General features: G+C 38.8%; 22 protein-coding genes. 12 read left to right on the top strand and 10 right to left on the bottom strand.

The window, feature by feature from the left end; genetic code table 11:
- Positions 1 to 8: 8 nt before the first annotated feature.
- The 3 genes from J663_RS02650 to J663_RS02640 all read left to right on the top strand — a co-directional run bounded on the left by J663_RS02650 (position 9) and on the right by J663_RS02640 (position 2476).
- Entirely contained in the window at positions 9 to 368 is a 360-nt protein-coding gene (locus tag J663_RS02650) for a NirD/YgiW/YdeI family stress tolerance protein (protein WP_002118236.1), read from the top strand.
- A gap of 108 nt (positions 369 to 476) precedes the next feature.
- Positions 477 to 1139, top strand: coding sequence for a response regulator transcription factor (locus J663_RS02645; protein WP_002118246.1), 663 nt, complete (start codon positions 477 to 479; stop codon positions 1137 to 1139).
- Positions 1136 to 2476 (top strand): sensor histidine kinase, encoded by a 1341-nt coding sequence (locus tag J663_RS02640; protein WP_033847621.1) that lies wholly within the window; start codon positions 1136 to 1138, stop codon positions 2474 to 2476. The genes J663_RS02645 and J663_RS02640 overlap by 4 nt, the downstream gene beginning before the upstream one ends.
- Before the next feature lie 72 nt (positions 2477 to 2548).
- On the opposite strand, the gene hemP is transcribed toward J663_RS02640, so the two are convergent.
- On the bottom strand, positions 2549 to 2719 hold the full coding sequence (gene hemP / locus J663_RS02635) for a hemin uptake protein HemP (protein WP_002118129.1): 171 nt from the start codon (positions 2717 to 2719) through the stop codon (positions 2549 to 2551).
- Between the two features lie 136 nt (positions 2720 to 2855).
- On the opposite strand from hemP, the gene J663_RS02630 reads away from it, so the two are divergent.
- A complete protein-coding gene (locus tag J663_RS02630) occupies positions 2856 to 3752 on the top strand; it encodes an NUDIX domain-containing protein (RefSeq protein WP_017386522.1) in 897 nt (298 codons plus the stop codon).
- Between the two features lie 25 nt (positions 3753 to 3777).
- On the opposite strand, the gene J663_RS02625 is transcribed toward J663_RS02630, so the two are convergent.
- The gene (locus J663_RS02625; protein ID WP_002118198.1) at positions 3778 to 4326 is read right to left on the bottom strand and encodes a tetratricopeptide repeat protein; all 549 of its coding nucleotides are present in this window, start codon (positions 4324 to 4326) and stop codon (positions 3778 to 3780) included.
- A gap of 21 nt (positions 4327 to 4347) precedes the next feature.
- On the bottom strand, positions 4348 to 6744 hold the full coding sequence (gene mrcB, locus J663_RS02620; RefSeq protein ID WP_033847617.1) for a penicillin-binding protein 1B: 2397 nt from the start codon (positions 6742 to 6744) through the stop codon (positions 4348 to 4350).
- A gap of 185 nt (positions 6745 to 6929) precedes the next feature.
- Here mrcB and J663_RS02615 point away from each other — a divergent pair, with 185 nt between their 5' ends.
- Positions 6930 to 7838 (top strand): NAD(+) kinase, encoded by a 909-nt coding sequence (locus J663_RS02615; protein WP_005073476.1) that lies wholly within the window; start codon positions 6930 to 6932, stop codon positions 7836 to 7838.
- Positions 7835 to 8107: a YeaC family protein gene (locus tag J663_RS02610; RefSeq protein ID WP_002118245.1), complete on the top strand. Its 273-nt coding sequence runs from the start codon at positions 7835 to 7837 to the stop codon at positions 8105 to 8107. Before J663_RS02615 ends, J663_RS02610 begins: the two co-directional genes overlap by 4 nt.
- 200 nt (positions 8108 to 8307) lie before the next feature.
- On the opposite strand, the gene J663_RS02605 is transcribed toward J663_RS02610, so the two are convergent.
- Positions 8308 to 9321: a glycosyl transferase family protein gene (locus tag J663_RS02605; RefSeq protein WP_033847614.1), complete on the bottom strand. Its 1014-nt coding sequence runs from the start codon at positions 9319 to 9321 to the stop codon at positions 8308 to 8310.
- Positions 9322 to 9824: 503 nt separating this feature from the next.
- On the opposite strand from J663_RS02605, the gene J663_RS02600 reads away from it, so the two are divergent.
- Together J663_RS02600 and J663_RS02595 are read left to right on the top strand one after the other, a co-directional pair.
- A complete protein-coding gene (locus tag J663_RS02600) occupies positions 9825 to 11183 on the top strand; it encodes a dicarboxylate/amino acid:cation symporter (protein WP_002118145.1) in 1359 nt (452 codons plus the stop codon).
- Positions 11184 to 11346: 163 nt separating this feature from the next.
- Positions 11347 to 12492 (top strand): acyl-CoA dehydrogenase family protein, encoded by a 1146-nt coding sequence (locus J663_RS02595; RefSeq protein WP_005073480.1) that lies wholly within the window; start codon positions 11347 to 11349, stop codon positions 12490 to 12492.
- A gap of 49 nt (positions 12493 to 12541) precedes the next feature.
- On the opposite strand, the gene J663_RS02590 is transcribed toward J663_RS02595, so the two are convergent.
- Both J663_RS02590 and J663_RS02585 read right to left on the bottom strand, forming a co-directional pair.
- Positions 12542 to 13168, bottom strand: coding sequence for a hypothetical protein (locus J663_RS02590; RefSeq protein WP_033847611.1), 627 nt, complete (start codon positions 13166 to 13168; stop codon positions 12542 to 12544).
- Positions 13169 to 13276: 108 nt separating this feature from the next.
- Positions 13277 to 14221 carry an alpha/beta hydrolase gene (locus J663_RS02585; RefSeq protein WP_033847610.1) on the bottom strand — a complete coding sequence of 315 codons (945 nt, stop codon included), beginning with the start codon at positions 14219 to 14221 and terminating at the stop codon, positions 13277 to 13279.
- 183 nt (positions 14222 to 14404) lie between these two features.
- Here J663_RS02585 and pheA point away from each other — a divergent pair, with 183 nt between their 5' ends.
- From pheA to J663_RS02565, 4 genes are all read left to right on the top strand, one after another.
- A complete protein-coding gene (gene pheA / locus J663_RS02580; RefSeq protein WP_002049199.1) occupies positions 14405 to 15514 on the top strand; it encodes a prephenate dehydratase in 1110 nt (369 codons plus the stop codon).
- Between the two features lie 107 nt (positions 15515 to 15621).
- Positions 15622 to 17868, top strand: coding sequence for a bifunctional prephenate dehydrogenase/3-phosphoshikimate 1-carboxyvinyltransferase (locus J663_RS02575; RefSeq protein ID WP_033847609.1), 2247 nt, complete (start codon positions 15622 to 15624; stop codon positions 17866 to 17868).
- Between the two features lie 127 nt (positions 17869 to 17995).
- The gene (locus tag J663_RS02570) at positions 17996 to 18379 is read left to right on the top strand and encodes a hypothetical protein (RefSeq protein ID WP_000735997.1); all 384 of its coding nucleotides are present in this window, start codon (positions 17996 to 17998) and stop codon (positions 18377 to 18379) included.
- A 170-nt stretch (positions 18380 to 18549) separates the two neighbouring features.
- Positions 18550 to 20010 carry an aminoacyl-histidine dipeptidase gene (locus tag J663_RS02565; RefSeq protein WP_033847607.1) on the top strand — a complete coding sequence of 487 codons (1461 nt, stop codon included), beginning with the start codon at positions 18550 to 18552 and terminating at the stop codon, positions 20008 to 20010.
- 33 nt (positions 20011 to 20043) lie between these two features.
- On the opposite strand, the gene rtcA is transcribed toward J663_RS02565, so the two are convergent.
- From rtcA to J663_RS02545, 4 genes are all read right to left on the bottom strand, one after another.
- A complete protein-coding gene (gene rtcA, locus J663_RS02560) occupies positions 20044 to 21090 on the bottom strand; it encodes an RNA 3'-terminal phosphate cyclase (protein ID WP_033847604.1) in 1047 nt (348 codons plus the stop codon).
- 259 nt (positions 21091 to 21349) lie between these two features.
- Complete coding sequence (locus J663_RS02555) at positions 21350 to 21808, bottom strand: DIP1984 family protein (RefSeq protein ID WP_033847602.1); 459 nt, start codon at positions 21806 to 21808, stop codon at positions 21350 to 21352.
- A 12-nt stretch (positions 21809 to 21820) separates the two neighbouring features.
- Entirely contained in the window at positions 21821 to 22204 is a 384-nt protein-coding gene (locus J663_RS02550; protein WP_033847601.1) for a hypothetical protein, read from the bottom strand.
- A gap of 2 nt (positions 22205 to 22206) precedes the next feature.
- Entirely contained in the window at positions 22207 to 23475 is a 1269-nt protein-coding gene (locus J663_RS02545; RefSeq protein WP_033847599.1) for an RtcB family protein, read from the bottom strand.
- Between the last annotated feature and the right edge of the window lie 217 nt (positions 23476 to 23692).

Here is a 23692-nt window from a genome sequence, read left to right as displayed (position 1 = left end):
GTAATAATATGAATATGCTTAAAGTAATGTTGATGACTGCTGGTATGACTGCTGCTGGCGTAGTTGTGGCGAATACACCAGTGAATCAAGCTGCAATTGCTCCGGCAACTGTCACCACAGTAAAACAGGCATTAACCTCAAAAGATAATACACCGATCAAATTACATGGTCAGGTTGTAAAATCTTTAGGTGATGAAAAATATCAATTCCGTGACAAAACAGGTAGCATTACAATTGATGTAGATGATGAACTTTGGCAAGGTCGCCCTATTTCAGCCAATACAAATGTAACTTTAATTGGTGAAGTAGACATTGACTATAAGCCTTTAAAACGCGTAGAAATTGATGTGGATCAAGTTCAGTTCTAATGAATAAGGTCTGTAGATCTACTACTTTTAGCCGCATTTAAATCATGCGGCTTTGCTTTTTTTATAAAGGCTTGGCAAGATCAAATCAGGATATAACAGGAAAAATAGATGAGAATTTTGCTTGCAGAAGATGATCGCTCTCAAGCTGAAAGCATTCAATCATGGTTAGAGTTAGACGGTTATCAGGTAGATTGGGTCGAAAGAGGTGATTATGCACTTACGGCAATCGAACAGCATGATTATGACTGTATTTTACTTGATCGGGGGCTGCCTCAACTGGCTGGTGAAAAGGTTTTAACAACGATCCGCCATAAACAAAAAAATGTTCCTGTTATTTTTATCACTGCACGTGACAGCATTCATGATCGGGTAGAGGGGCTAGATTTAGGCGCAAATGATTATTTGGTTAAGCCTTTTAGTTTAGAAGAGTTATCGGCTCGCATCCGCGCTCAATTACGCAAACAAACTTTGAGTCAGCAATCGGTTTTAACATGGGGTGACCTACAACTTGATACACAAGCGAAAGTTGTATTAAGCGCAGGCAAGTCTATCGATTTAACGGCAAAAGAATTCCAAATATTGCGTAAGCTTATGGTGCATCCCGAGCATATTATTACCCGTGATCAATTAGAAGAAGCACTCTATGCATGGGGCGAGGAAATTGAAAGTAACGCAATCGAAGTATTTATTTATCAACTTCGAAAAAAAATCGGAAGCAGCAGTATTAAAACCATACGGGGGCTAGGCTACCGTATGGGAGATTTAAAATGAAATCGAATCGCTCATCTTTGCAATCGCAACTGGTTAAAACTACGATGTGGAGTAGTATCGTGGTGGGATTACTGGCTTTAAGCTTACTCACCATATTTTCGATCTATCACAACATGTCAGTGCAAGACGAAATCATGGATGAAATTTCAGATACTTTGCTGGTTTCCGATCTTTCTGAACACTCCATGAAACAGTTTGATGAGTTGAGTGATGAATTTGATATTCAGTATGAGTTATTAAACACAGGCCAAGTACTTACCCATTCTCATAGCTATCAGCATGAACTTTTTGAGCAAGGTAACTTATCAGAAGGTTTTTCGTATTTTTGGTTTGATGGCCAATTATGGCGTAGTCTGGCTGCACAACAAGAAGACTCTCAGCTACAAGTTGAAGTTTTTCAACCAATGAGTACACGTGTTGAAGAGGTACTCAAAGCACTTGCTGGATATAGCGGTCTTATGGTGTTGTTTTGGTTACTGCAATGGGTCATTGTAAGTTGGCGTACCGAGCATCAATTGGCTGCACTCAATTTACTTTCTAGACGAATTGCTCAAAAAACTGCATCAAATTTAGAGCCAATTCAAGAACCAGATGTCATTACAGAAATTCAACCTGTTATAGATGCATTAAATCAATTGCTTGCAAGATTGCAAAGGGCTCTTGTTGCTGAACAGCGTTTTACCGCGGATGCTTCGCATGAGCTACGTTCTCCCTTATCTGCCATACAAATGCGTCTTCAGGTTTTACAGCGTAAATACCAACATCTTCCAGAACTTCATCAAGATTTTGAACGCATACAAGAAGACGTTTCTAGAAGTACAAAAATACTTGAGAATTTACTACTTCTGGCCCGCTTAGAACCCAATGAAGCTGAACAACCCGAACTTCCTAAGACAGTTATCGATTTAAATTACTTACTGGCTAGAGTGATTGAAACTGTAGATTTAGACGCGAAAGCTAAACAGATGTTGATAGAGGTAAATACCTTATCGACAGAAACTAAAACATATGCGAATGAAGAATTACTGTTTATTGCTTTTAGAAATTTATTTGATAACGCCATTCGTTATAGTCCGACACTAGGCTCTATTCATGTTGAGATTAGTCAATATGAACAGCAAATTAAGGTGTCTATTGAAGACACGGGAAATGGAGTAGATGATGAAGTGCTATTACGGTTAGGGCAGCGTTTTTTTCGGGTACTTGGTACTCAGCAGCAAGGTTCTGGCTTAGGAATTTCAATTACTCGAAAAATTATTGAATTGCATAATGGCAAATTACGTTTTATGCATGCTGACCAAGGTGGTCTGAGGGCGGAGATTATTCTTCCTTCATAAAAAATAGCATGGTTACCCATGCTATCCATTTTTTGTTTTCCCACGAATATTATTGAAACGCGAGTATGTTTTTTATTTAGTTAAAATTAGGCGATTGTTGCGAGTGAGGCGTAAACGATATTCCTCGCCAGCATGCATAATGCGAATTTCACGGCCTAATGCAAAGAGGTTATTAGAATGTAACATTGGTAAGGCGTGAGCTGTGTCATTGTTACGGGTAAATAAGCTAAAAGGTGCGTTCATTTGTTGTGCTCCGTGGTATGTTCTTGAACGATTTAAATGATAATCATTATCGAATAGATCTGTCAATGAGATTTTTAAGATTTTATAAAATGATAAAATTTGCTTACACTTGAGAAAAGTTTTAGAGAGTAAAAAGATGCCCAAACCAATAGTCGATGTCGCTATAGCAATCTTGATCCATCGTGGAAAAATCTTAGTTGGATGGCGCGAAGAGCAGCAACATCAAGGTGGAAAGCATGAGTTCCCTGGAGGAAAGGTTGAGCAGGGTGAAACACCAGAAGAAGCCTGCCGCCGTGAAATCTATGAAGAAGTGGGTATTGGTTTAAAAGATTGGCACCAGTTTGATTATATTCACCATGAATATGATGACATTATCGTCAACCTTCATTTGTTCCATAGTTATGTACCTGACGAGTTATTAAATCTTATTCATCAACCATGGGCCTGGTATACACGTGAACAGTTGCTTCATCTAAACTTTCCAAAAGCGAATAAAGATATTATAAAAAGGCTCTACTGGCCTCATCTCATCAAAATTAGCAATACGCTTTCAATGGTAGAAAGCAGTGATGCTTTATTGTACTGGCGTATCGAAGAATTTGAGCCGCAGTATATAGAGCAATTAACTGCTTTAGATGAAGGGCAACGATCAAATTTAATTATTAATATCGATATGTGGCAGCAATTAAGTCCTGAATTACAAAAACAAATAAAGACCGTTCATTTAAAACAATCTCAGCTCATGAATTTGCATAAAGGCGATTTAACAGTGGGCGTACGATATATTGCTGCTTGTCATGATGCTGTTTCTTTAAAGCAAGCTCAGCAGATTGGTTGTGATGCTGTTTTTATTAGTCCTGTAAAATCAACAATGACTCATCCAGAAGCTGTAGCATTAGGTTGGGAACGTTTTAGTGATCTCGCTCAAAATAGCCAGATTCCGGTTTTTGCATTAGGAGGAGTGGATCCGGAAGATTTAGCCACTGCACAGCAGCATGGTGCATATGGCTTAGCAGGTATTCGTAATTTCTAATGAGAAAATAAAAAAGCATTAAAAGCTAGAGAGCTTTTAATGCTTGTTGTGCTTCTTGAACAGTTTTTTGATTATTGCGTTGTTGCCCAGCTTTTAAGATAACCAACCAAAGCTGCTTTTTCATTGGCTGACTTTGGGCAAAACTCAAACCACGTCTTGCTAAAGACTCAGCATTAGAATATTGCTGTTTATGATTTGCCGTAAGGGCAAGGAATAAGTAAGTCTCAGCTGCTTGTGGTGCTAAACGCTGTGCTTGAAGCGCATAGCGCTCAGCCTCTGACCATTGCTGGTTTTTATAAGCCTGCTGCGTTTTTTGCATTAACACTTTAAAAGCTGGTAGCTGGCTGCCATCATCACTAAAATGTTGAGGCTTTTTTTGCTGAGGAACAATCACCTGTAAATTTTTACGTTGAATTTCTGGGTGATCATAAGGCGTAATTTTTACACCTGATGGAGTTTCCGTCTTTTTGACTGGAGGAGTAGGTGTTTTCTCTTTGGAGTCAGAATGATCGGGCAGAGTTGTACAGCCGACCATAAGAACAGCACCAATATAAAAAACACCTTTCTTCAACATATCCTAATTTCCTGTTAACGCTTAGTTGTTATAACTACCACTTGAAATTACTCGTGAGTTGTTTGACAGATCTTGTTCCATCTGGTTTTCACTTTCACGAATATAACTGTCGGTATTATCATCCTGAGAGTCAGGAATTGTGTTATCACTTTGTGGCGTATATGTTGGATCAACTTGATAATAAGGTGCTCCACATGGCGTAGCACGGTGCGGAACCGTATGCGTTAGCATCGGAATATACATAGCACCATCACAAGCTTGAGCAGATAAATCACCCGTTGCACGGTCAATCCACTGCCACTGTACAGTGTCTGGTTGGCGTAGGTTTACAGGCGTTTGACGTAATTGTTTCATCACATTAATCCATACTGGCAATGCACCAGATGAACCTGTTAATCCAGTCACTTTGTTGTCATCTAAACCTAACCAAACTACAGCAACGTGGTTGCCTGAGTAGCCCGCAAACCATGAGTCACGTGTATCGTTAGTCGTACCTGATTTACCTGCCAATTTTAAAGCTGGAGACAAGCTATTATAAGCTGCGCGACCAGTACCCGAAGACATAACCTGTTGTAGACCATAATTCATAATATAGCCAACAGATGGATCAATGGTTTGTTGAACATTCAGGCCATAACGGTCAAGCAGGCGACCATTTGCATCTACGACAGATCGAATCGCACGAGTCGGATATTTAAAGCCACCTGTAGCAAAGTTCTCATAAATTCCCAGAACCTCCATTGGTGACATATTGACTGCCCCAAGGAAAATAGAAGGGTAAGCAGGAATGGTTGATTCAACACCAAACTTTCTTAAGTTGTTGGTAAATGTCGATAGACCAAACTCTTGACCCAAGCGCACAGCAGATAGGTTATATGAATTTGCCAAAGCTTCACTCAAGCTGACTACACCATGTCCGCCACCACTGTAGTTTTTAGGTGTCCAACTTTTGCCACCATCTACAGGGACACTAATCGGCGCATCTTCAATTTGGGTTGCCCAGTTGTAACGCCCAGATTCAATAGCACTTAAATAAATTACAGGTTTTAATAAAGAACCGACTTGGCGTTTCGCATCTACAGCACGGTTAAAACCAGTAAAGTCTTGTGTAGAACCAACAGCAGCAACAAGCTCGCCGTTTTCTGGATGTGCAATCAGTACAGCACCCTGTAAGTTTTTCAAACGTGATGGGTTGCTGTTTGCTAAGCGGTCTACTGAGGCTTTAAACGCATTTTGAACTTGAGTTTGAGTAATTGGGTCTAAAGTCGTAAAAATACGCAAACCTTGATTAGTTAAATCACTTTCTTGATATTCTGTGCGTAATTGACGACGCACGATATCTAAAAAGTCAGGGAATTTTGCAGGGCCTAAACTTGGCTTATTTAACACATTTAAAGGACGTGCAATTTCATCTTCATATTCTGCTTGAGTTAAATAACCCATTACACGCATGTTATTTAACACGGTATCGCGGCGTTTTTTTGCACCTTCAGGATTTTTCCAAGGATTATATAAAGAAGGGCCTTGCACTAAACCAACTAAATAAGCTTGCTGTGCAACGCTAAGCTCACGTAAAGGTAAACCAAAATAAAATTGAGAAGCCAAACCATAGCCATTAATTGAGTAGCTACCATTTTGGCCTAGATTCACTTCATTTAAGTAGGCTTCTAAAATTTCATCTTTGCTGTAATGCAGCTCAATGAGTAAAGCCATTAATGCTTCATTAACTTTACGTTTGAGTGTGCGTTCAGGTGTGAGGTAGAAGTTTTTAACTAATTGTTGAGTCAGGGTTGAACCACCTTGACGTTTACCACCTGTGATATTGCTCACTAATGCACGAGCAGTACCACGAATTGAAATACCGTGATGATGATAGAAATTACGGTCTTCTGTTGAAATTAAAGCTTCAATAAGTGGTTTAGGGACATTATTCAGTTTAATGAGAACACGGTCTTCATTATGTTGAGGGTAGATCCCTCCAATCAGAAGTGGCTCTAGTCGCGCAACACCCGTTGAAGAAGGTTTTGTACTTCTAACTTCAGCAACTTGGTCATTTGCAAAACTTAACTCTAGTACTTGTTCGGGTTCAACACTGTCGCCGTAATCAAAACCACGCGTGTGGATATACATATTGCTACCCTGAGCAACATAGGTTCCAGACTTGTCATAATTACTTGAAGTTTTGTAACCCAAGAGTTTTAATTCTTGAGTGAAATTTGCTTGGGTAATAGGTGCGTTATTATAAATTTCCAAAGGACGTGCAAACACTTTGGCGGGAATATCCCACCGTTGTCCTTCAAATTTTTCACGGATAATATTATCTAAACGAATCAGATAGATACTAAGAGCAATAAAAGCACCAATGACCAAAATGGAAAAGATTAGTGCAAAGAAACCGATACCACGTTCAAACTTCATAAAAATGAGATAAAACCCTAACAATGCCTGTAATGATGCGATAGCTTGTCATCAATTTGCAATGATAAAACTGTGAATAATTGGAAAACTTAGATTGAATTTTACAGCATCTTGTTGTTATGTTTTTTTAAATTAATCAGGTTAATGTTATTATAGCCAAGTATCGCAGCGGAGCTTACTCATTCGTGCAAATTTCACATAAGTCCTTCAGAAACGTCGGGTTAATCGGTCGACCAGATAAATCATCAGTAGTAGAAACACTATGTTTAATTCATGATCATTTGTTGAACCTAGGCTTAAACCCCATTTTTGATCAGGAAACTGCTGAATTAGTGCCTTATGATCATGCACAAATTGTAAGTCGTCATTTATTGGGTGAAGTTGCTGATTTAGTCATAGTTGTTGGAGGCGACGGTTCTTTACTCCACGCTGCTAGAGCTTTAGTTCGCTACAATACGCCTGTTATTGGTATTAACCGCGGGCGGTTAGGTTTTTTAACTGATATCAAACCTTCAGAAGCCATTTTCAAACTTGACCAAGTACTTCAAGGTCATTTCCAGCTTGACCGTCGTTTCTTACTTGAAATGGAAGTACGAACAAATGGTGAAGTCATTTATGACGCCATTGCTTTAAATGATGTGGTTTTGCACTCGGGTAAATCGGTACACATGATTGACTTCGAACTTAATATTGATGGTCAATATGTTTACCGCCAACATAGTGATGGTTTAATTGTTTCGACGCCAACCGGATCAACGGCTTATGCATTGTCAGGTGGTGGCCCAATTTTACATCCAAGTATGGATGCTATTGCATTAGTTCCAATGCATCCCCATACATTGTCATCACGTCCCATCGTAGTCGGTGGTCAAAGCGAAATTAAAATCGTTATTCGCGAAAATCGGGTGTTACCAATGGTGAGTGCAGATGGACAACATAGTGTCTCGCTCAATGTTGGAGACAGTTTACACATCCGTAAACACCCATTTAAACTAAGTTTATTGCATCCACCAGGTTATGATTTCTATATGGCCTGCCGTACCAAACTTGGTTGGAACCAAGATTTTGAATCTTTTCAAAGAGATGAATCATGAATATTGAACAAATGCTATCTGTTTTAAACCCTGAAATTGTAGAGCGTTTAAAAACAGCAGTAGAAATTGGTAAATGGCCAAATGGCGTTGTTTTAACGAAAGAGCAGCGTGAAACTTGTATGCAAGCTGTAATCGCTTGGGAGTTGAAGAACTTACCAGAAGATCAGCGTAGCGGTTATATTGACCGTGGTACAAAAGAAGAAGGTGAAGAGTGTGATGATGATCATCACAAGCATGAACCAGAGTTTAAACCGATTCGTTTTGTTTAAAACTTAATAAGACAGAAAAATTATTTTTGGTTATTCCATAGAGCCTTATATAGCATGTTTTTCATAAGTTATAGCATATAGGCTTTTATTACTTTTGAAGGATCAAAAGTAACAAAAATCCTTTGTATCACTGACGATACTTCCTGTATCGCAGTGATACGGTCGACATCCATGTCGACCTTCACGATAGCATTTGTTAACTACGAATTAAGATTGCTTAAATTTCGTGTATCCCATAACACTTTTGCTTTTTGCATCGCTTCTTCAAAACTAGCAACAACGCCCATCGTATATAGCGCGATTCCGATGGTTTCTGTTACGGCTATTTCTCCATATTCATGGTGCTGTTGACCAAGCCATACTGCTTTAAACGTTGCTAAATCTAATTCTTCTTCAATTGGGCTTCGTTCAGGTGTGAGCTTTGGCAACTCATGTTCATAGAGCTCACCATTTTTAATACCGCAAATGAGTGTTTTAGCATCTGGGTTTCGTTCAAATTCACCACCTTCGCCTTTAATAACGGCACTATTTTGATAGCCTGAGCGTAATGCGCTATGTTGGTGAGTAGTTCTGTAAGCAGGGTGGAATATTGCTTGTAAGGTAGCCTTAGCGTTAAAAGGATTGATTAAACGGGCCAAAGTATGAATAGGTGAACGCAATCCCATGACATTTCTTAGAGATATCAATTCGCTTAAAACTGGTGAAATCACGTCTAGTGGTAAGTAAGCAAAATTTTGCTCTGCTAATTGTGTACGAACTTCTTGTTCAGAATGACAAATTTGATAACCAAGATATTCTAAGACTTGCTCTGTATAAACACGGTTAAGCGTGTGACCTGACGCACCATGCATAACAATTTTATGGCCATGCTGGGCAAGCGTAAGAGCGGCTAATAAAAACCATGGATAGTGTTTTCGCTTACCTGCATAAGATGACCAATCTAAATCAACATCTAAAGGCTCAAAATGAAGCTGGTCTTTGGTTGCTTGAACGAAACCCGCGAGTTCTTCAATAGATTCTTCTTTAACCCGAAGCAGCATTAAAAATGCGCCTAGCTGCACATCTAACACTTCGCCTTTTAAAATCATGGTAAATGCTTGATAAGCTTCTTCATAGCTTAAAGAGCGAGATCCGGTTTTCCCCTTACCTAAAATACGGACATATTGAGCAAAGGGATGTTCAGCATCTTTATAGATATTACGTTTAGTATTCATCGTAGTTCAAAACAATAAAAATGATGGGATGTAGGCAGCTCAAAATGAAATGTCCACAAGTATTTAATCAATATGACATAAAAAGCTGCTGAAAAAATATCAAAAGTGTTTCTTATACTAAAGTCTTAGGGTTACCTGAGTGTTTTTTATGCGTATTAGCTAAAAAATTAACCGAATCGTTATTTAATTCGAGTACACTTTCTCGTGCTTTTTTGAGCACTCATATCATAATTTTATGTGATTCTCCTATATCTTCAGCTTTTTATTGAAAAAGTAAGAGGTTATTTCTAGCTACTCAAAGTGGTTAGAAACTTCAGGTATTCTCCTGTTTTAGAAAACATTGATTTTGTTTTCATTGAGGTAGTAGGAAGGTTTTTTGTTCACAAAAAACCATTTCCCTTTTGCGGTGTTAATGTGAAAGGTTAGGGCTGTGTATTCGTAAAGAATAGACGTTTCATTTTGGTATTTCCAACGGACTTGGAAATATAGATTGAAGTAAAGTTATGGCTAAAAAACCGATTTATAAATCACTTTATTTTCAGGTGATTATTGCAATTATTGCGGGTATCTTGGTAGGACATTTTTCCCCAAGCTCAACGCAAATTGTCAATGGTGTCGAACAGCATATTCCGGGGTTAGGTGAAAAACTCAAGCCATTAGGTGATGCCTTTATTCGCTTGATCAAGATGATCATTGCTCCAGTTATTTTCTGTACCGTGGTAAGCGGTATTGCTGGCATGGAAAGCATGAAGTCAGTCGGAAAAACTGGCGGCGTTGCGTTGTTATACTTTGAAATCGTTTCAACAATTGCACTTCTAATTGGCCTTGTTGTAATTAACATTGCTAAACCGGGTGTAGGGATGAATGTTGACCCTACCACTCTCGATACTTCGGGCATTCAAAAATACGTCAGTTCTGGTGAGTCACAATCTACCATTGATTTCTTAATGCACATCATCCCTGATACGGTGGTTGGTGCATTTGCAAATGGTGAAATCTTACAAGTCCTTCTTTTTGCAATCCTCTTTGGTTTTGCTTTACATAAGTTAGGTGATGCAGGACGTCCAGTTTTAAAATTTATTGATCAAGTTGCACATGTGTTCTTTAACATTGTGAATATGGTCATGAAATTGGCTCCGATTGGTGCATTCGGTGCAATGGCATTCACTATCGGTAAATATGGCGTTGGTTCACTCGTACAATTAGGGCAGCTCATTATCTGCTTCTATATTACGTGCTTACTCTTTATCTTCTTAATTTTGGGTACAATCAGCCGTATTAGTGGATTCAGTATTCTTAAGATGATTCGCCTGATTCGTGAAGAGTTATTAATTGTACTTGGTACATCTTCTTCTGAATCTGTTTTGCCTCGCATGTTACGTAAACTTGAAATTGCAGGTTGTGAAAAATCTGTGGTTGGTTTGGTTATCCCAACAGGTTATTCATTTAACCTTGATGGTACGTCAATTTATTTGACTATGGCTGCAATCTTTATTGCTCAGGCAACAAATACACAGCTTGATATTCAACATCAGATTACTTTGCTATTAGTACTCTTAATCTCATCTAAGGGTGCGGCGGGTGTAACAGGCTCTGGCTTTATTGTTATGGCTGCAACTTTGTCTGCTGTTGGACATATTCCAGTAGCAGGTTTGGCATTGATTTTAGGTATTGACCGTTTCATGTCAGAAGCACGTGCTTTAACTAACCTCGTTGGTAACTCATTAGCAACGATTGTTGTTGCAAAATGGGTCGGTGCTTTAGATAAAGATAAGCTAAATGATGCTTTAAACAATCCAGATGAAGTCGACAGAAAAATGATGGAGCAAAAAACTCCTCAAGTCGCTGAAGGTTTAGATTAATTCAAATAAACCTATATAAAAAAGGAAGCTTTGGCTTCCTTTTTTATTGGCTGACTGAAAAGTACAGTTTTAATGAGCAGCTATGTCATGACAGTAGCTTAAAAAATGATTAGCATGCACAACAATCAGATTAGATAAAACAATAAAGCCGAAGGAAAATATTATGTTGGCATACGATGCAGATTTAGAATTATTCCGTGATAATTTTAAACGTTTTATGAATGAGCATATTGCACCGCAATACGATCAATGGGAACGCGAAGGAATCATGCCACGTGCTGTCTGGAATCAACTGGGCGAAAATGGCTTTTTGTGTGTGGATGTTCCAGAAGAATACGGTGGTTACGGCGTACCAACCTATTATTCATTAATGTTGGTTGAAGAATCGGCACGTGCTGGATTCTGTGCATTATCAACAGCGATTTCTTGCCACTCTGAAATTGCTGCACCATATATTTTACACATCGGGACAGAAGAGCAAAAACAATATTGGTTGCCGAAAATGGTAACAGGTGAAGTGGTTGGTGCAATTGGTATGACTGAACCTGGAGCGGGTTCGGATTTACAATCAATGCGTACTAGCGCCATTTTGCAAGATGACCATTATTTATTAAATGGCTCAAAAACCTTTATTTCAAATGGACAACATGCTGATCTTGTGGTGCTTGCAGTAAAAACTGATCCTCAAGCGCGTGCAAAAGGCGTGTCATTATTATTGGCAGATACGCATCTAGAAGGCTTTAAAAAAGGCACAAATTTAGACAAAATCGGTCTGCATTCTCAAGACACATCTGAGCTATTTTTTGACAATGTTAAAGTTCCTAAAAACCAGTTACTCGGTCAAGCTGGACAAGGTTTTGCTTATTTAATGCAAGAGTTACCGCGAGAACGTACAGCTATTGCATCTACCGCAATTGGCGCTATTCGTGGTGCAATTGATTTGGCAACTGCTTATGTAAAAGAGCGTCATGCATTTGGTCAACCCATTTCACAGTTCCAAAATACGCGTTTTGTTTTAGCACAAGCAAAAATTGATGAGCTTGCTACAGCTGCTTTTTACGAGAGAAATGTTGCTCTATATCAAGAAGGCAAGCTAGATGTGGAAACTGCGGCAGCGCTTAAAAGCTTCAGCACTGACATGCAAATGAAAGTCGCAGATAACTTGCTGCAACTCTTTGGCGGTTATGGTTATATGACTGAATATCCAATTTCACGTTTCTTTGTAGATGCACGTATTCAACGTATTTACGGTGGTACAAATGAAATTATGAAAGAAATCGTAGCGCGTGGATTAATTGGCAAAGCTTAATTGAGCAGAGAAAAACAGCCTGTCCTAGAATGGGCTGTTTTGTTTTTAACTATTTGGTCTTCTGTTGAATGACAGGATAGTCTTGTTGTTTCGGTAATTGCTGTAATGCATGATTCATCTTTCTTAAAAACTCATCAGCTTCATCTTGATGGAATGAATCTTCGGTGTATTTACTACGTTCTTGAAAGACGACACCACAACCCGTTATTTTCATATTTTCAGGATTAAATGACCAATCATTTGGATTCTTTAAGTTAATGTTTAAATCACTTTCACAGCTTTTCCATAAACGTAAAAACTCATTTGATAATTCTGCTTTAAATCCTCGTGCTGGATAGACCGAGAAGCCTTTCATTTCGGGATTAGAAAACTGTAAAAACATATCTACTGGCATACCGCCCCAAATGATTGCTATATCTGGTGGTAAATAGATGCCTGATAAATTTTTCTCTTTTAAAGCATGTGTTTGCTCATATTTCTGCCTAAAATGTTGTGACTGATATGTCAGCTTGGTTTGAGGTGGGATTGGAATGCCACGAACTTGATTACCGACAGTCGTCATATAGTAGGGAGAATTATCAGTACCATTGCAACCTGCAATTATTGGACAACCGCCACAAGCTGTTAAACTAAAAGTTGCAAAACCCAATAGGCTTAAAACAATAATTTTATTCATTCTATTTTACTGTTGTTATGACATATTGAGTCAGTATAACCAATCTATATATTAAGAGGACTATCTTTAAGAACAACAAAATAATCATCTTTAAATGTAATTATGTTTTTACTTGGCTGGCTGCTGCAATGGCCCATCAAATAAAGATTTACAGCTTTCTAGGTCTTTGCACGAAGCAAACATAAGCGCTTTAGGCAAGCTCGCATACAAATTTGTAATGTGTTGTTCAGCTGGATTATAAAAATGCCAATAACTAAATTGGTTTGAACGTTTATTTTCTAAGGCTTTAAAGAAATCTGTTTCATTAAATTTATTGTTAAGTTGAGTGCGAGGACCACCTTGCTCATGTGTACCGACTGTGGTCATGAGTAAAGGGGAATGATTTGGTTTCTGACTTTGCCAATGATTTAACTGCTGAAATAACATGCCTTGGTCAAACCAGAGGGAAGGGCTTGCAGCAAAGTAACGCTGAAATGCATCTGGCTTTTGAAAAAAATGATAAAGCACAAATAAACCTCCAAAAGAATGTCCATAAAGACTTTGTTGTTGGCTATTAATCGGAAATTGTTTTGCAATTGTAGGCTTGAGTTCGCTATTTAAAAAAGCAATAAACTGATCAGCACCCCCATATTTATATTTACCTTGTGCTTGAAATTCAGCAGAAGGTTTTGGAGTGTAATCATAAGCACGCTTTTGCACATCAAAGGTTTTTTGCTGAGGGTAACCAACCGCTACGATCATTAGTGGATCTAGTCCTAATTTGGTAGAACCAGTGCCAATCGACTGAGCAATATTGGCAGCACTTGGAAATGTAGCATTTCCATCTAATATATAAAGTACTGGATATCCATGTTGGGGCGGGGCGACAGGCGGTTTATAAATTTGAATAAGATAATCATGGCCTGTATTTTTAGATTTAATTTGAAATTGAGCCTGATTATTTTGAAAAACGATTTTTGGTTGATTTTGTATAGGCGTTTGGGCGAAGGTAGAACAGCTTATTAAAGTACTCAATAAAAAACTAGTAGATAAAAGGAAAAATGATCTTTGCATAATGGGCGATAATAAAATTTATTATACAAATGATAAATGAAAATCATTATCAAATAAAGTAATCAAGAAATGGAAGCAAAAAGGTTAATGAAAAAAGCTCTTACAGCTATATTGCCTAACAAATCAAAGCAGACTATTGTTATACTCTCGTTTAAAAGATGATTTTACTGAGGCTGCATTCTAATGATCAACGATGATCAAAACAAAACGACTTCTCTTAGTTTAGAACAAATTCGTGAAGATATTGATAGTGTAGATCAACAGATTCAAGAATTATTAAATCGCCGCGCAAGCCTTGCTGAAGCTGTTGCTAAAGCTAAATTTGCTTCCGAAGAGAATCCTTTGTTTTATCGTCCTGAACGTGAAGCACAAGTTTTACGCAAAGTCATGGAGCGCAACCAAGGTCCTTTGTCTGATGTCACCATGGCGCGTTTGTTCCGTGAAATTATGTCTGCTTGCCTTGCTTTAGAAGCTCCGCAAAGTATTGCATTCTTAGGACCAGAAGGGACTTTTACTCAATCTGCCGTGCTTAAGCATTTTGGTAAAGATGCAGTTGTTCGTCCACTACCAACAATTGATGAAGTGTTCCGTGAAGTGGAAGCGGGTAGCGCTCATTATGGTGTAGTTCCGGTTGAAAACTCATCTGAAGGTATTGTGAACCATACTTTAGATTGTTTTAAAACATCGAATTTAAATGTGATTGGTGAAGTTGAATTACGTATTCATCATCAATTTCTAGTCTCTGAAAATACACGTAAAGACAGTATTAAACAGATTTATGCACACCAACAAACTTTGGCTCAATGTCGTCAATGGTTAGACGCGCATTATCCGGGTGTTGAACGTGTTGCTTTAAACTCAAATGCAGAAGCTGCACGTCGTATTCGCAACGAATGGCATTCAGCAGCGATTGCATCAGATATTGCAGCAGGTATGTATAACCTTGAAATTTTACATAGCAATATTGAAGATAATCCGGAAAATACCACTCGTTTCTTAGTCATTGGCCGTGAAAAAATTCCACAAAGTGGCAATGACAAAACTTCATTATTAATTTCAGCACATGACCGTGCTGGTGCTTTATTAGAAATTTTAGCGCCGTTTGCAAAACATAATATTAGCTTAACAAGTATTGAGACCCGTCCAGCATTACCTGAAAAATGGGCATATGTATTCTTTATCGATTTAGAAGGTCATATCGATCAAGAGAATGTTGCTGCTGCAATCAATGATATTCGTCCAATGGTGAAAGAGCTTCGTATTTTAGGTTCATATCCTGCTGCCGTTCTCTAATTACTCATGTTGGAATAATGACATGCATCAAGATGGTCATGTCATTATGCTTAAAAACAAATTGCTCAAAGGTTTAAATCACTTTGAGTAAAAGCAAAGTTGAAGTTATGTCACAACCCCTATTTAAAAAAGTTGCATTTATTGGTTTAGGACTCATCGGGTCGAGTTTGGCACGGGTTATTGTTGCTGAAAAGTTGGCGACAAATATTGTGGCTTCTACACGCTCACAGAAAACTTTAGAAGATGCAAAATCACTTGGCTTAATACAAGAAGGATTTTCTGATCCTGTAGAGGCTGTGAAAGGGGCAGATTTAGTTGTTTTAGCCTTGCCAGTACGTGCGACACAAAAAGTGCTTGAGCTAATTAAACCTCATTTGACAGAAACCACGATTGTAACTGATGTAGGAAGTACAAAAGGTAATGTCGTTGATGCAGCAAAAGCTGTATTTGGTGAAGATTTACCAGCAGGTTTTGTGCCGGGACATCCTATTGCTGGTAGTGAGCATACGGGCGTTCATGCAGGTAAGGTCGATTTATTTGCAAATCACAAAGTGATTTTAACGCCGTTACCAACAAGTGCAGCATGGGCTGTTGATAAACTGATTCAACTTTGGTCTGCTGCTAAAGCTGAAGTCATTTGTATGGACGTTGCCAAGCATGATGAGGTTTTGGCGCATACGAGCCATTTACCACATTTGATGGCATTTAATTTGGTTGAGCAACTTGCGAATCGTGAAGATAACCTTGATATTTTCCGCTATGCAGCAGGTGGCTTTCGTGACTTTTCACGGATTGCAGCTAGTGATCCACAAATGTGGCATGACATTTTCTTTGCCAATAAAACAGCCATATTAAATGCTGTAGATGGCTTCGAAAAGCAACTTGCCGTACTTAGAAAATTGATTGAAAACGAAGACTCTCATGCATTAATGGGTTTACTCGGCCATGCTCAGGCTGCACGTCAGCATTTCAATCATATGTTAGCCAAAAAACCTTTAATGGAGAAAAATAAGGTGACACAGCAATTCAGTATCTTACCGGGAAATAAGGCTTTTAAAGGTAAATTTACCGTACCGGGTGACAAATCTGTGTCACATCGCTCCATTATGTTTGGTGCTATTGCAGAAGGCACGACTCATGTAACTGGCTTCCTTGAAGGTGAAGATGCTTTAGCAACTTTACAAGCTTTCCGTGATATGGGTGTAAGCATTGAAGGCCCTAAAAATGGTGAAGTGACCATTCATGGCGTGGGCATGCATGGTTTAAAAGCACCAGCGAGTGCCTTGTATATGGGTAACTCTGGAACCAGCATGCGTTTGCTTTCAGGCATGTTATCAGCACAAAAGTTTGATTCTGTCATGACAGGTGATGCTTCACTTTCTAAACGTCCAATGGAGCGTATTGCTAAGCCATTGCGTTTAATGGGTGCGCAAATCCAGACAACAGGTGAGAAAGGCACACCACCTGTAAGTATTACTGGTGCTCAGCAATTAAAAGGCATTCAATACGACTTGCCAATGGCATCTGCTCAGGTGAAGTCGGGTATTTTACTTGCGGGCCTATGGGCTGAAGGTGAAACTTCGGTAACTGAGCCAGAACCAACTCGTGACCACACAGAGCGTATGCTTCGTGCTTTTGGTTATGATGTTAAAACCGAAGGCAACAAGATTTCTCTTGTTGGTGGCGGGAAATTAATAGGTACTGATATTCAGGTTCCATCTGATATTTCATCTGCTGCTTTCTTTATGGTGGGTGCTGCAATTACAGAAGGTTCCGATGTTGTTCTGGAAGCTGTAGGTATTAATCCAACACGTACTGGCGTAATTGAAATTTTAAAACAGATGGGTGCTGACCTGACTGTTGAAAATGAACGTATTGCTGGTGGCGAACCGATTGCTGATATTCATATTAAAGGTTCACGCACACTTAAAGGCATTCATATGCCGGAAGACCAAGTTCCTTTAGCAATTGATGAATTCCCCGCTTTATTTATTGCAGCAGCTTGTGCCGAAGGCCAAACAGTATTAACTGGTGCGGCAGAACTTCGTGTGAAAGAGTCTGACCGCATTCAGGTCATGGCTGATGGCTTAAAAATCATGGGTATTGATTGTACGCCAACTGATGATGGCATCATTATCGAAGGTAAAGGCAAAGCTGGCGATTGGTCACCAATCTTTGCTGGCGGTGAAATCGAGTCACATCATGACCACCGTATTGCCATGAGTTTTAGTATGGCAGGGCTTCGTAATTCTGGTCCGATTACCATTCAGGGTACTGAAACTGTGGCGACAAGCTTTCCGACTTTCACGGAGTTGGCGAATCGTGCAGGCTTAACAATCGAAGTTAGCCAATAACTTTTGACCTAACACATTTTATAATTGCTAACACAATAGCAACGGCAGCAGCGGGCTAAAGGCTTGGCTGCTGTTTGTTTATTGCTTATGCTAAGCGCAGATAATGATAAAAGTGTTAGGACAAAGGATGAAAAAATTACAATTTATTGCCAGTTGCCCACAACATGGGGTGCTTGATCATCCACCAAATGAATGCCATATCACTCAAGAATATGTAGCGGCTTTACTGTTTAAACAATTGGGGAATTATGGTTTTGATGCACAGCATATTGTGCATGAACATGAAAAGGTGGAAGTAAGTATTGATAATCACCTTTTACCATTGTCTATTACTTGCCAGCAAACAGACCATGATGGGCATTTAATGTGTGAAATCTCTGCCAATCCTGATGAAGAACAAGACTGGTTTGAGAAAATCGAAACACAAAGTATTATTCGTCAGCTTGCACAGGCCGTTGAAAATAGTTTAAAGGCCGATCATAGCTTTTCAGCATTTGAGTGGAAAAGCTAAACATATTATTGTTAAGACTTATTTGTGAAGTACGGCTTTTTAGAAAAGTCGTACAATTTCTTTAAATTAAATATAAAAATACAAAATCTTTCCCGAAATCGCTACCTATCTTTAATGCTTTGTGTATATTGAAATTATTAAGTTATTTACATAATTAGAGTGTAGTTTTCATGACACAAGTTGATATTGCAGCATTATCTCCTCAAGTCGTTTGGCAGCATTTTCAAACACTTTGTACTATTCCTCGTCCGTCAAAGCATGAACAGCAACTTCGTGAGTTTTTACAAAACTGGGCCGAAAGTCGGAATTTAGAAACTTATGTAGATGAAGTGGGGAATTTGATTATTCGTAAGAATGCGACTCTGGGTAAAGAACATGTGTCTGGCGTTATTCTGCAAGGCCATTTAGATATGGTCACTCAAGCCAATACTGGCACAGTACACGACTTCTTTAAAGCCCCGATCCAGCCAGTCCTCGAAGATGGCTGGTTAATTGCTAAAGATACTACTTTAGGTGCTGATAATGGCATTGGGGTAGCATTAGCTTTGGCAGTTTTAGACTCAAATGATATTGCTCATGGGCCAATTGAAGTTCTTTTAACAGTGGATGAAGAAGCAGGTATGAGTGGTGCGCGACTTTTACAGGCAGGGGTACTAAAAGGGAAGTGGCTATTTAATATTGATACAGAAGAGTGGGGCGAGTTGTATCTCGGATGTGCTGGTAGTATTGATGTTGAAGTTGAGCAACCGCTTAATTATGAACCAATTCCTGAAAATTTGAATATTGTTAATATTCAGATGGCTGGTCTTAAAGGTGGCCACTCTGGCGTAGATATCCATTTAGGACGTGGTAATGCCAACGTTATTCTGGCCCGTTTTTTAAATCAGCATTTAGCGAAGCTTGGTGGACGACTTGTTGAGTTTATAGGTGGTACAGCTCGTAATGCTTTACCTCGCGAAGCTGTAGCAACCATTGCCATTTCATCTAACCAATTGCCTGAATTAGAAAAATTACTCGCTGAATATCAAACAGCATGGAAAAAACAGCTACAAGGTATTGATGACAATCTGCAATTAACTATTCAGCCTAATAGTGCTGAAGTGACCGAAGTGATTGCTCAACAACAGCAAAATGAATGGTTGCAAGCTTTAGCAACAAGTCCTTATGGCGTTGCAAGTATGAGTCAGGTTCTATCAGATGTAGTTGAGACTTCAAATAATATTGGAGTGGTGAGACTAAATAGAGAAGGTGGAAAAGCTGTTTTAATGGTTCGCTCAATGGTGAATCAAGAAGCTCAAGACTTTGCAGAAAAAATTCAAAAACATTTCAGTCAATTTAATATCGGCTCTACACTTACGCCGTTAGTGTCGGGTTGGACACCAAATCCAGATTCGGCTGCTCTAAAGTGCTTACAGCAGGCCTATCAAAATGCATTTAATATTGAGCCAAATCTAAAAGTAATTCATGCAGGCTTAGAGTGTGGGATTATTGCCGAGCATTATCCACATTTACAAATGGTTTCTTTTGGACCAGATATTCAGGGGGCACATGCACCGGGTGAACGAGTCAAAGTTGATACTGTAGAGAAATGCTGGAAGCTGCTGGTAACAGCTTTAGCATCTGTAGAGTAGTTTTTACAAATAAGAAGCTCAATTGTGAGCTTCTTAAACTTTAACTTTTACATGAAAATGATGTGGATTTAACTCGATAAACTCGATTTCACAATCAATAAATTTTTCAATCATGGCTGCTTGAGTACGAGTGTGTTCGCTAATACATTGTGCGGTGAATTCACCACCTTGACCTAGAGCTAAAGGTAGAAGCAATTGATCTGCCAAATACTCATCTACAACAGCCTGCGAAGATAAATATAGATTTACATCTTTTGCTAAATGCTCAGCTATTTGCTCTGCACTTTTGCGCATCTCACCTAAAGCCGTAAACAGTTGAGTGTGATATTGATGAGTAACTTTCACATAGACTGTATTGCCTTGGCTAATTCCATTTAAATGAAATTGCTGCTGAGAGCTTAAGTTTAGTTTTTTACTTAATGTGGTTAATTCACGTTGTGCTATCTGTGCTTCTTCTGAAAGATTTAATATAGCTGCAAAGGCCTCATTACTTTGCAAAGCACCGCGATCTAATAAATTTAGCTTGTTTCGATGTTGCCATGGTTGAACGGTAACCTGAATTTCACCTGCACCAATTGGAAAGAAGCCGGCTTTACTTAATTTAAAATCTACGTTAATTCCAATTTGAGCTAGAGCAGGTAAAAAGCAGTGTTCAATAAAATCTGCTGTTGGTGCAAGTGGGTTATGTGTACCCCCTGAAATGGTGAGTTCAGTAGCTTCATTTTGTAATAACAAAACAGGTAGAAGCGTTTGTAAAACCAGTGTTGTACTACCCGCTGAACCGATTTGAAATTGATATTTACCACTTTGAACATGCTGAGGTGCGAAATATAAACGTTGGCTATGTAATTCAGCACCCTCTACATAAGCTTGGCTAATTTGTTGAGATGCTTGTACACAAACCAAATGTTGACGCATTAATCCTGGTTTTTTACGTCCTGCACGTATATTAATTAATTCAAATGCCTGACCTGTAATCATTGAAAGGGTAAGGGCGGTTCTTAAAATCTGTCCACCACCTTCACCTTGTGAGCCATCAATTTGAATGGCTTTTGGCATATTTGCCAAAACTGTATTCACTTATATTTTCCTTATTTTCTAATTTAATGAACATACTGTCAGTACATGGTAATGCGAAGTAACGCGTGACTTTGCTTTTGACAAAGGTTTACTAGGTGCATAGTGCTGAGCCTGATAAGTGAATATCGATGCACGGCTCACATGCTGCCATAGCCGCCTGAATTATTTTCAATCCCTCAGATCGAAGTAACGCAGGATCTTGTACTCGCCCAGTATGTCCAAACTTTGATTGTGAAAAGGATTTCACAAAATCTATTGTTTAATCGATTAGATCAATTTGCCAATTAGCAGCCTGAATTTTAACGTTTAAGTCACGGAGTTTCGCACTGATATCATCCGCCTGCTTTTGTAAGCTAGAAACCGGAATGACCTTCTTCCACTTAATTTCACGTGAGCTATAACGATCAGGTTCTCGATGTGTATTGGCAATCGCATCTATTAAAATCTTATGCTGTTCAGCATAACTATCGCGCAAGCTTAATAGAGACAATAATACTTTGCCATCTTCCAGTTTTGCTTGTGCATTGGTCAAGTGAATACGACAAATCAATTGATTGCTTTCCTGAGTTAAAGCGAATACTTGTTTGATGAGCTCATTTGGATCTTCACTAGGTTCATCACCGTCTTGTACCAATACATTGGCATTAATTCGTTGTTTTAACGAAGCAAGCTTTTTTTGTTGATCGCTTCGAAGTAAAAGTGCTTCTGCGAGTTTCATTTTATTTACCTTTTATTCAATATGTACAATCACTAAGTTTGAAATATCTTCTAATTGCATAGTAGTTTTTGCACATTCAGTAATGTCTTCTAAAGTTTCATCTTCTTGCCAAGTTGTCATAAAGCAATGATCGGCTGGTGGTTGATAGTTGTAAAAAAATAGATATGTTTCATCTAGGACATCCTGCCAAATAGAACACTTATACCCTGTAACCATTGCTTGAATACAGTGTTTTGAATAGACAATCTGCTCACAGATCCAATTACGCCATTTAGGCAGAATTTGATCGGTTTCCACAACCAAGATGATGGAATAGGGATATCTAGGCAGAAACAGATGCTTTTCTTCATTTGACCTGATTCTATAGCTTCGAATATCTAAACTATCTTTTTCCATAATCACCCTTTAACACACACCACTTGTCGTAAGGTATACACCACTTCAACCAAATCGCTTTGAGCTTTCATTACATCTTCAATCGGTTTATATGCCGATGGAATTTCATCAATAACAGCAGCATCTTTACGGCATTCCACACCTTCAGTTTGTGCAATCTGATCTTCCACAGTAAAACGTCGTTTTGCTTCAGTACGGCTCATAACACGGCCTGCACCATGCGAACATGAACAGAAAGATTCCTGATTTCCAAGTCCACGGACAATAAACGACTTCGCACCCATTGAACCTGGAATAATACCGTATTCACCTAGGCGTGCACGGACTGCACCTTTGCGAGTAACCATTACTTCTTCACCGTAATGTTCTTCCTTTTCCACATAGTTATGGTGACAGTTCACTGCTTCCAAACGTGCCTGAAAAGGCTTTGGTACAATCGTAGCCAAGGCTTTAATCGCAGATTGCATCATGATTTCTCGGTTCTTCATCGCAAAGCGTTGAGCCCAACCTACAGCAAACCAGTAATCATCAAAGTGTTCAGTTCCTTCGACTAAATATGCTAAATCTTTATTTGGCAAATTAATGAAATGCTTCTGCATGTCTTTACGTGCAAGTTCGATAAAATGGTTACCGATAGCATTTCCTACACCACGAGAACCTGAGTGCAACATAATCCAGACATGATCATGCTCATCTAGACAGATTTCGACAAAATGGTTTCCAGTACCTAAAGTTCCCAAATGCTTACGGTTATTGGTGTTTTTTAAACGTGGATGTTTGGCACAAATGTATTCAAAATCTGCCACTAGATCGGACCAAGCGTGATCTACCATTTCTGGTGGAGTTTCCCATGACCCTCGATCACGTCCGCGCTTAGTCATTCCATGTGGAATTAATCGTTCTAGTTCAGTACGTAGAGCATGTAAGTTATCTGGTAAATCTGAAGCAGTTAAGCTTGTACGGGTTGCCATCATTCCACAACCAATATCTACACCCACAGCAGCAGGAATAATTGCCCCTTTAGTTGGAATCACGCTACCAATAGTTGCTCCTAAACCGAAGTGTACATCTGGCATTACAGCCATCCATTTATAAATAAAAGGCATTTGAGCAGTTTGCAATAATTGTTGTTTTGAGTTGTCATCAACAAGCACGCCTTTAGTCCACATTTTGACTGGCATACTTTTTTCATTTTGCAGAACTTGATAAGAACGTTCTTGCTGCTTTTGTTCAAATTGAGCTTGTTGGTTAATTTCTTCAATGACAGACATTTTCTTTTCCTTTCAAAGCCTGCCTGCCAAGCGTTTGCAGGCAGGTGTTATTCACAATATCCCAATGATGTTGTGTGCTTTGTACTATTGCACTGAGTGTGCCAACTTTTTTAAAAAACACTTAACTTTAAATTAAGTTATTGAAATTAATATGTAAAAATAATTGGTTTCTCTGTGTGATTAATTTTTATTGGAGATTTTAACGTTTAACATATAT

The organism is Acinetobacter sp. 826659, assembly GCF_000588515.1.
Classification (GTDB): domain Bacteria; phylum Pseudomonadota; class Gammaproteobacteria; order Pseudomonadales; family Moraxellaceae; genus Acinetobacter; species Acinetobacter pittii.
Note: the sequence above shows the minus strand (reverse complement) of the source record. Positions and strands in the feature narration are given on the sequence as shown.

What these genes read in the sequence shown, in the direction of transcription:
- J663_RS02570 (WP_000735997.1), top strand. Translation starts at nt 17,996, where the DNA reads ATGAAAAAATTACAATTTATTGCCAGTTGCCCACAACATGGGGTGCTT.
- J663_RS02585 (WP_033847610.1), bottom strand. Translation starts at nt 14,221, where the DNA reads ATGCAAAGATCATTTTTCCTTTTATCTACTAGTTTTTTATTGAGTACT.
- hemP (WP_002118129.1), bottom strand. Translation starts at nt 2,719, where the DNA reads ATGAACGCACCTTTTAGCTTATTTACCCGTAACAATGACACAGCTCAC.
- J663_RS02590 (WP_033847611.1), bottom strand. Translation starts at nt 13,168, where the DNA reads ATGAATAAAATTATTGTTTTAAGCCTATTGGGTTTTGCAACTTTTAGT.
- pheA (WP_002049199.1), top strand. Translation starts at nt 14,405, where the DNA reads ATGATCAACGATGATCAAAACAAAACGACTTCTCTTAGTTTAGAACAA.
- J663_RS02645 (WP_002118246.1), top strand. Translation starts at nt 477, where the DNA reads ATGAGAATTTTGCTTGCAGAAGATGATCGCTCTCAAGCTGAAAGCATT.
- J663_RS02595 (WP_005073480.1), top strand. Translation starts at nt 11,347, where the DNA reads ATGTTGGCATACGATGCAGATTTAGAATTATTCCGTGATAATTTTAAA.
- J663_RS02565 (WP_033847607.1), top strand. Translation starts at nt 18,550, where the DNA reads ATGACACAAGTTGATATTGCAGCATTATCTCCTCAAGTCGTTTGGCAG.
- J663_RS02600 (WP_002118145.1), top strand. Translation starts at nt 9,825, where the DNA reads ATGGCTAAAAAACCGATTTATAAATCACTTTATTTTCAGGTGATTATT.
- J663_RS02625 (WP_002118198.1), bottom strand. Translation starts at nt 4,326, where the DNA reads ATGTTGAAGAAAGGTGTTTTTTATATTGGTGCTGTTCTTATGGTCGGC.
- J663_RS02550 (WP_033847601.1), bottom strand. Translation starts at nt 22,204, where the DNA reads ATGGAAAAAGATAGTTTAGATATTCGAAGCTATAGAATCAGGTCAAAT.
- J663_RS02640 (WP_033847621.1), top strand. Translation starts at nt 1,136, where the DNA reads ATGAAATCGAATCGCTCATCTTTGCAATCGCAACTGGTTAAAACTACG.
- J663_RS02545 (WP_033847599.1), bottom strand. Translation starts at nt 23,475, where the DNA reads ATGTCTGTCATTGAAGAAATTAACCAACAAGCTCAATTTGAACAAAAG.
- J663_RS02630 (WP_017386522.1), top strand. Translation starts at nt 2,856, where the DNA reads ATGCCCAAACCAATAGTCGATGTCGCTATAGCAATCTTGATCCATCGT.
- J663_RS02555 (WP_033847602.1), bottom strand. Translation starts at nt 21,808, where the DNA reads ATGAAACTCGCAGAAGCACTTTTACTTCGAAGCGATCAACAAAAAAAG.
- mrcB (WP_033847617.1), bottom strand. Translation starts at nt 6,744, where the DNA reads ATGAAGTTTGAACGTGGTATCGGTTTCTTTGCACTAATCTTTTCCATT.
- J663_RS02650 (WP_002118236.1), top strand. Translation starts at nt 9, where the DNA reads ATGAATATGCTTAAAGTAATGTTGATGACTGCTGGTATGACTGCTGCT.
- J663_RS02610 (WP_002118245.1), top strand. Translation starts at nt 7,835, where the DNA reads ATGAATATTGAACAAATGCTATCTGTTTTAAACCCTGAAATTGTAGAG.
- J663_RS02605 (WP_033847614.1), bottom strand. Translation starts at nt 9,321, where the DNA reads ATGAATACTAAACGTAATATCTATAAAGATGCTGAACATCCCTTTGCT.
- J663_RS02575 (WP_033847609.1), top strand. Translation starts at nt 15,622, where the DNA reads ATGTCACAACCCCTATTTAAAAAAGTTGCATTTATTGGTTTAGGACTC.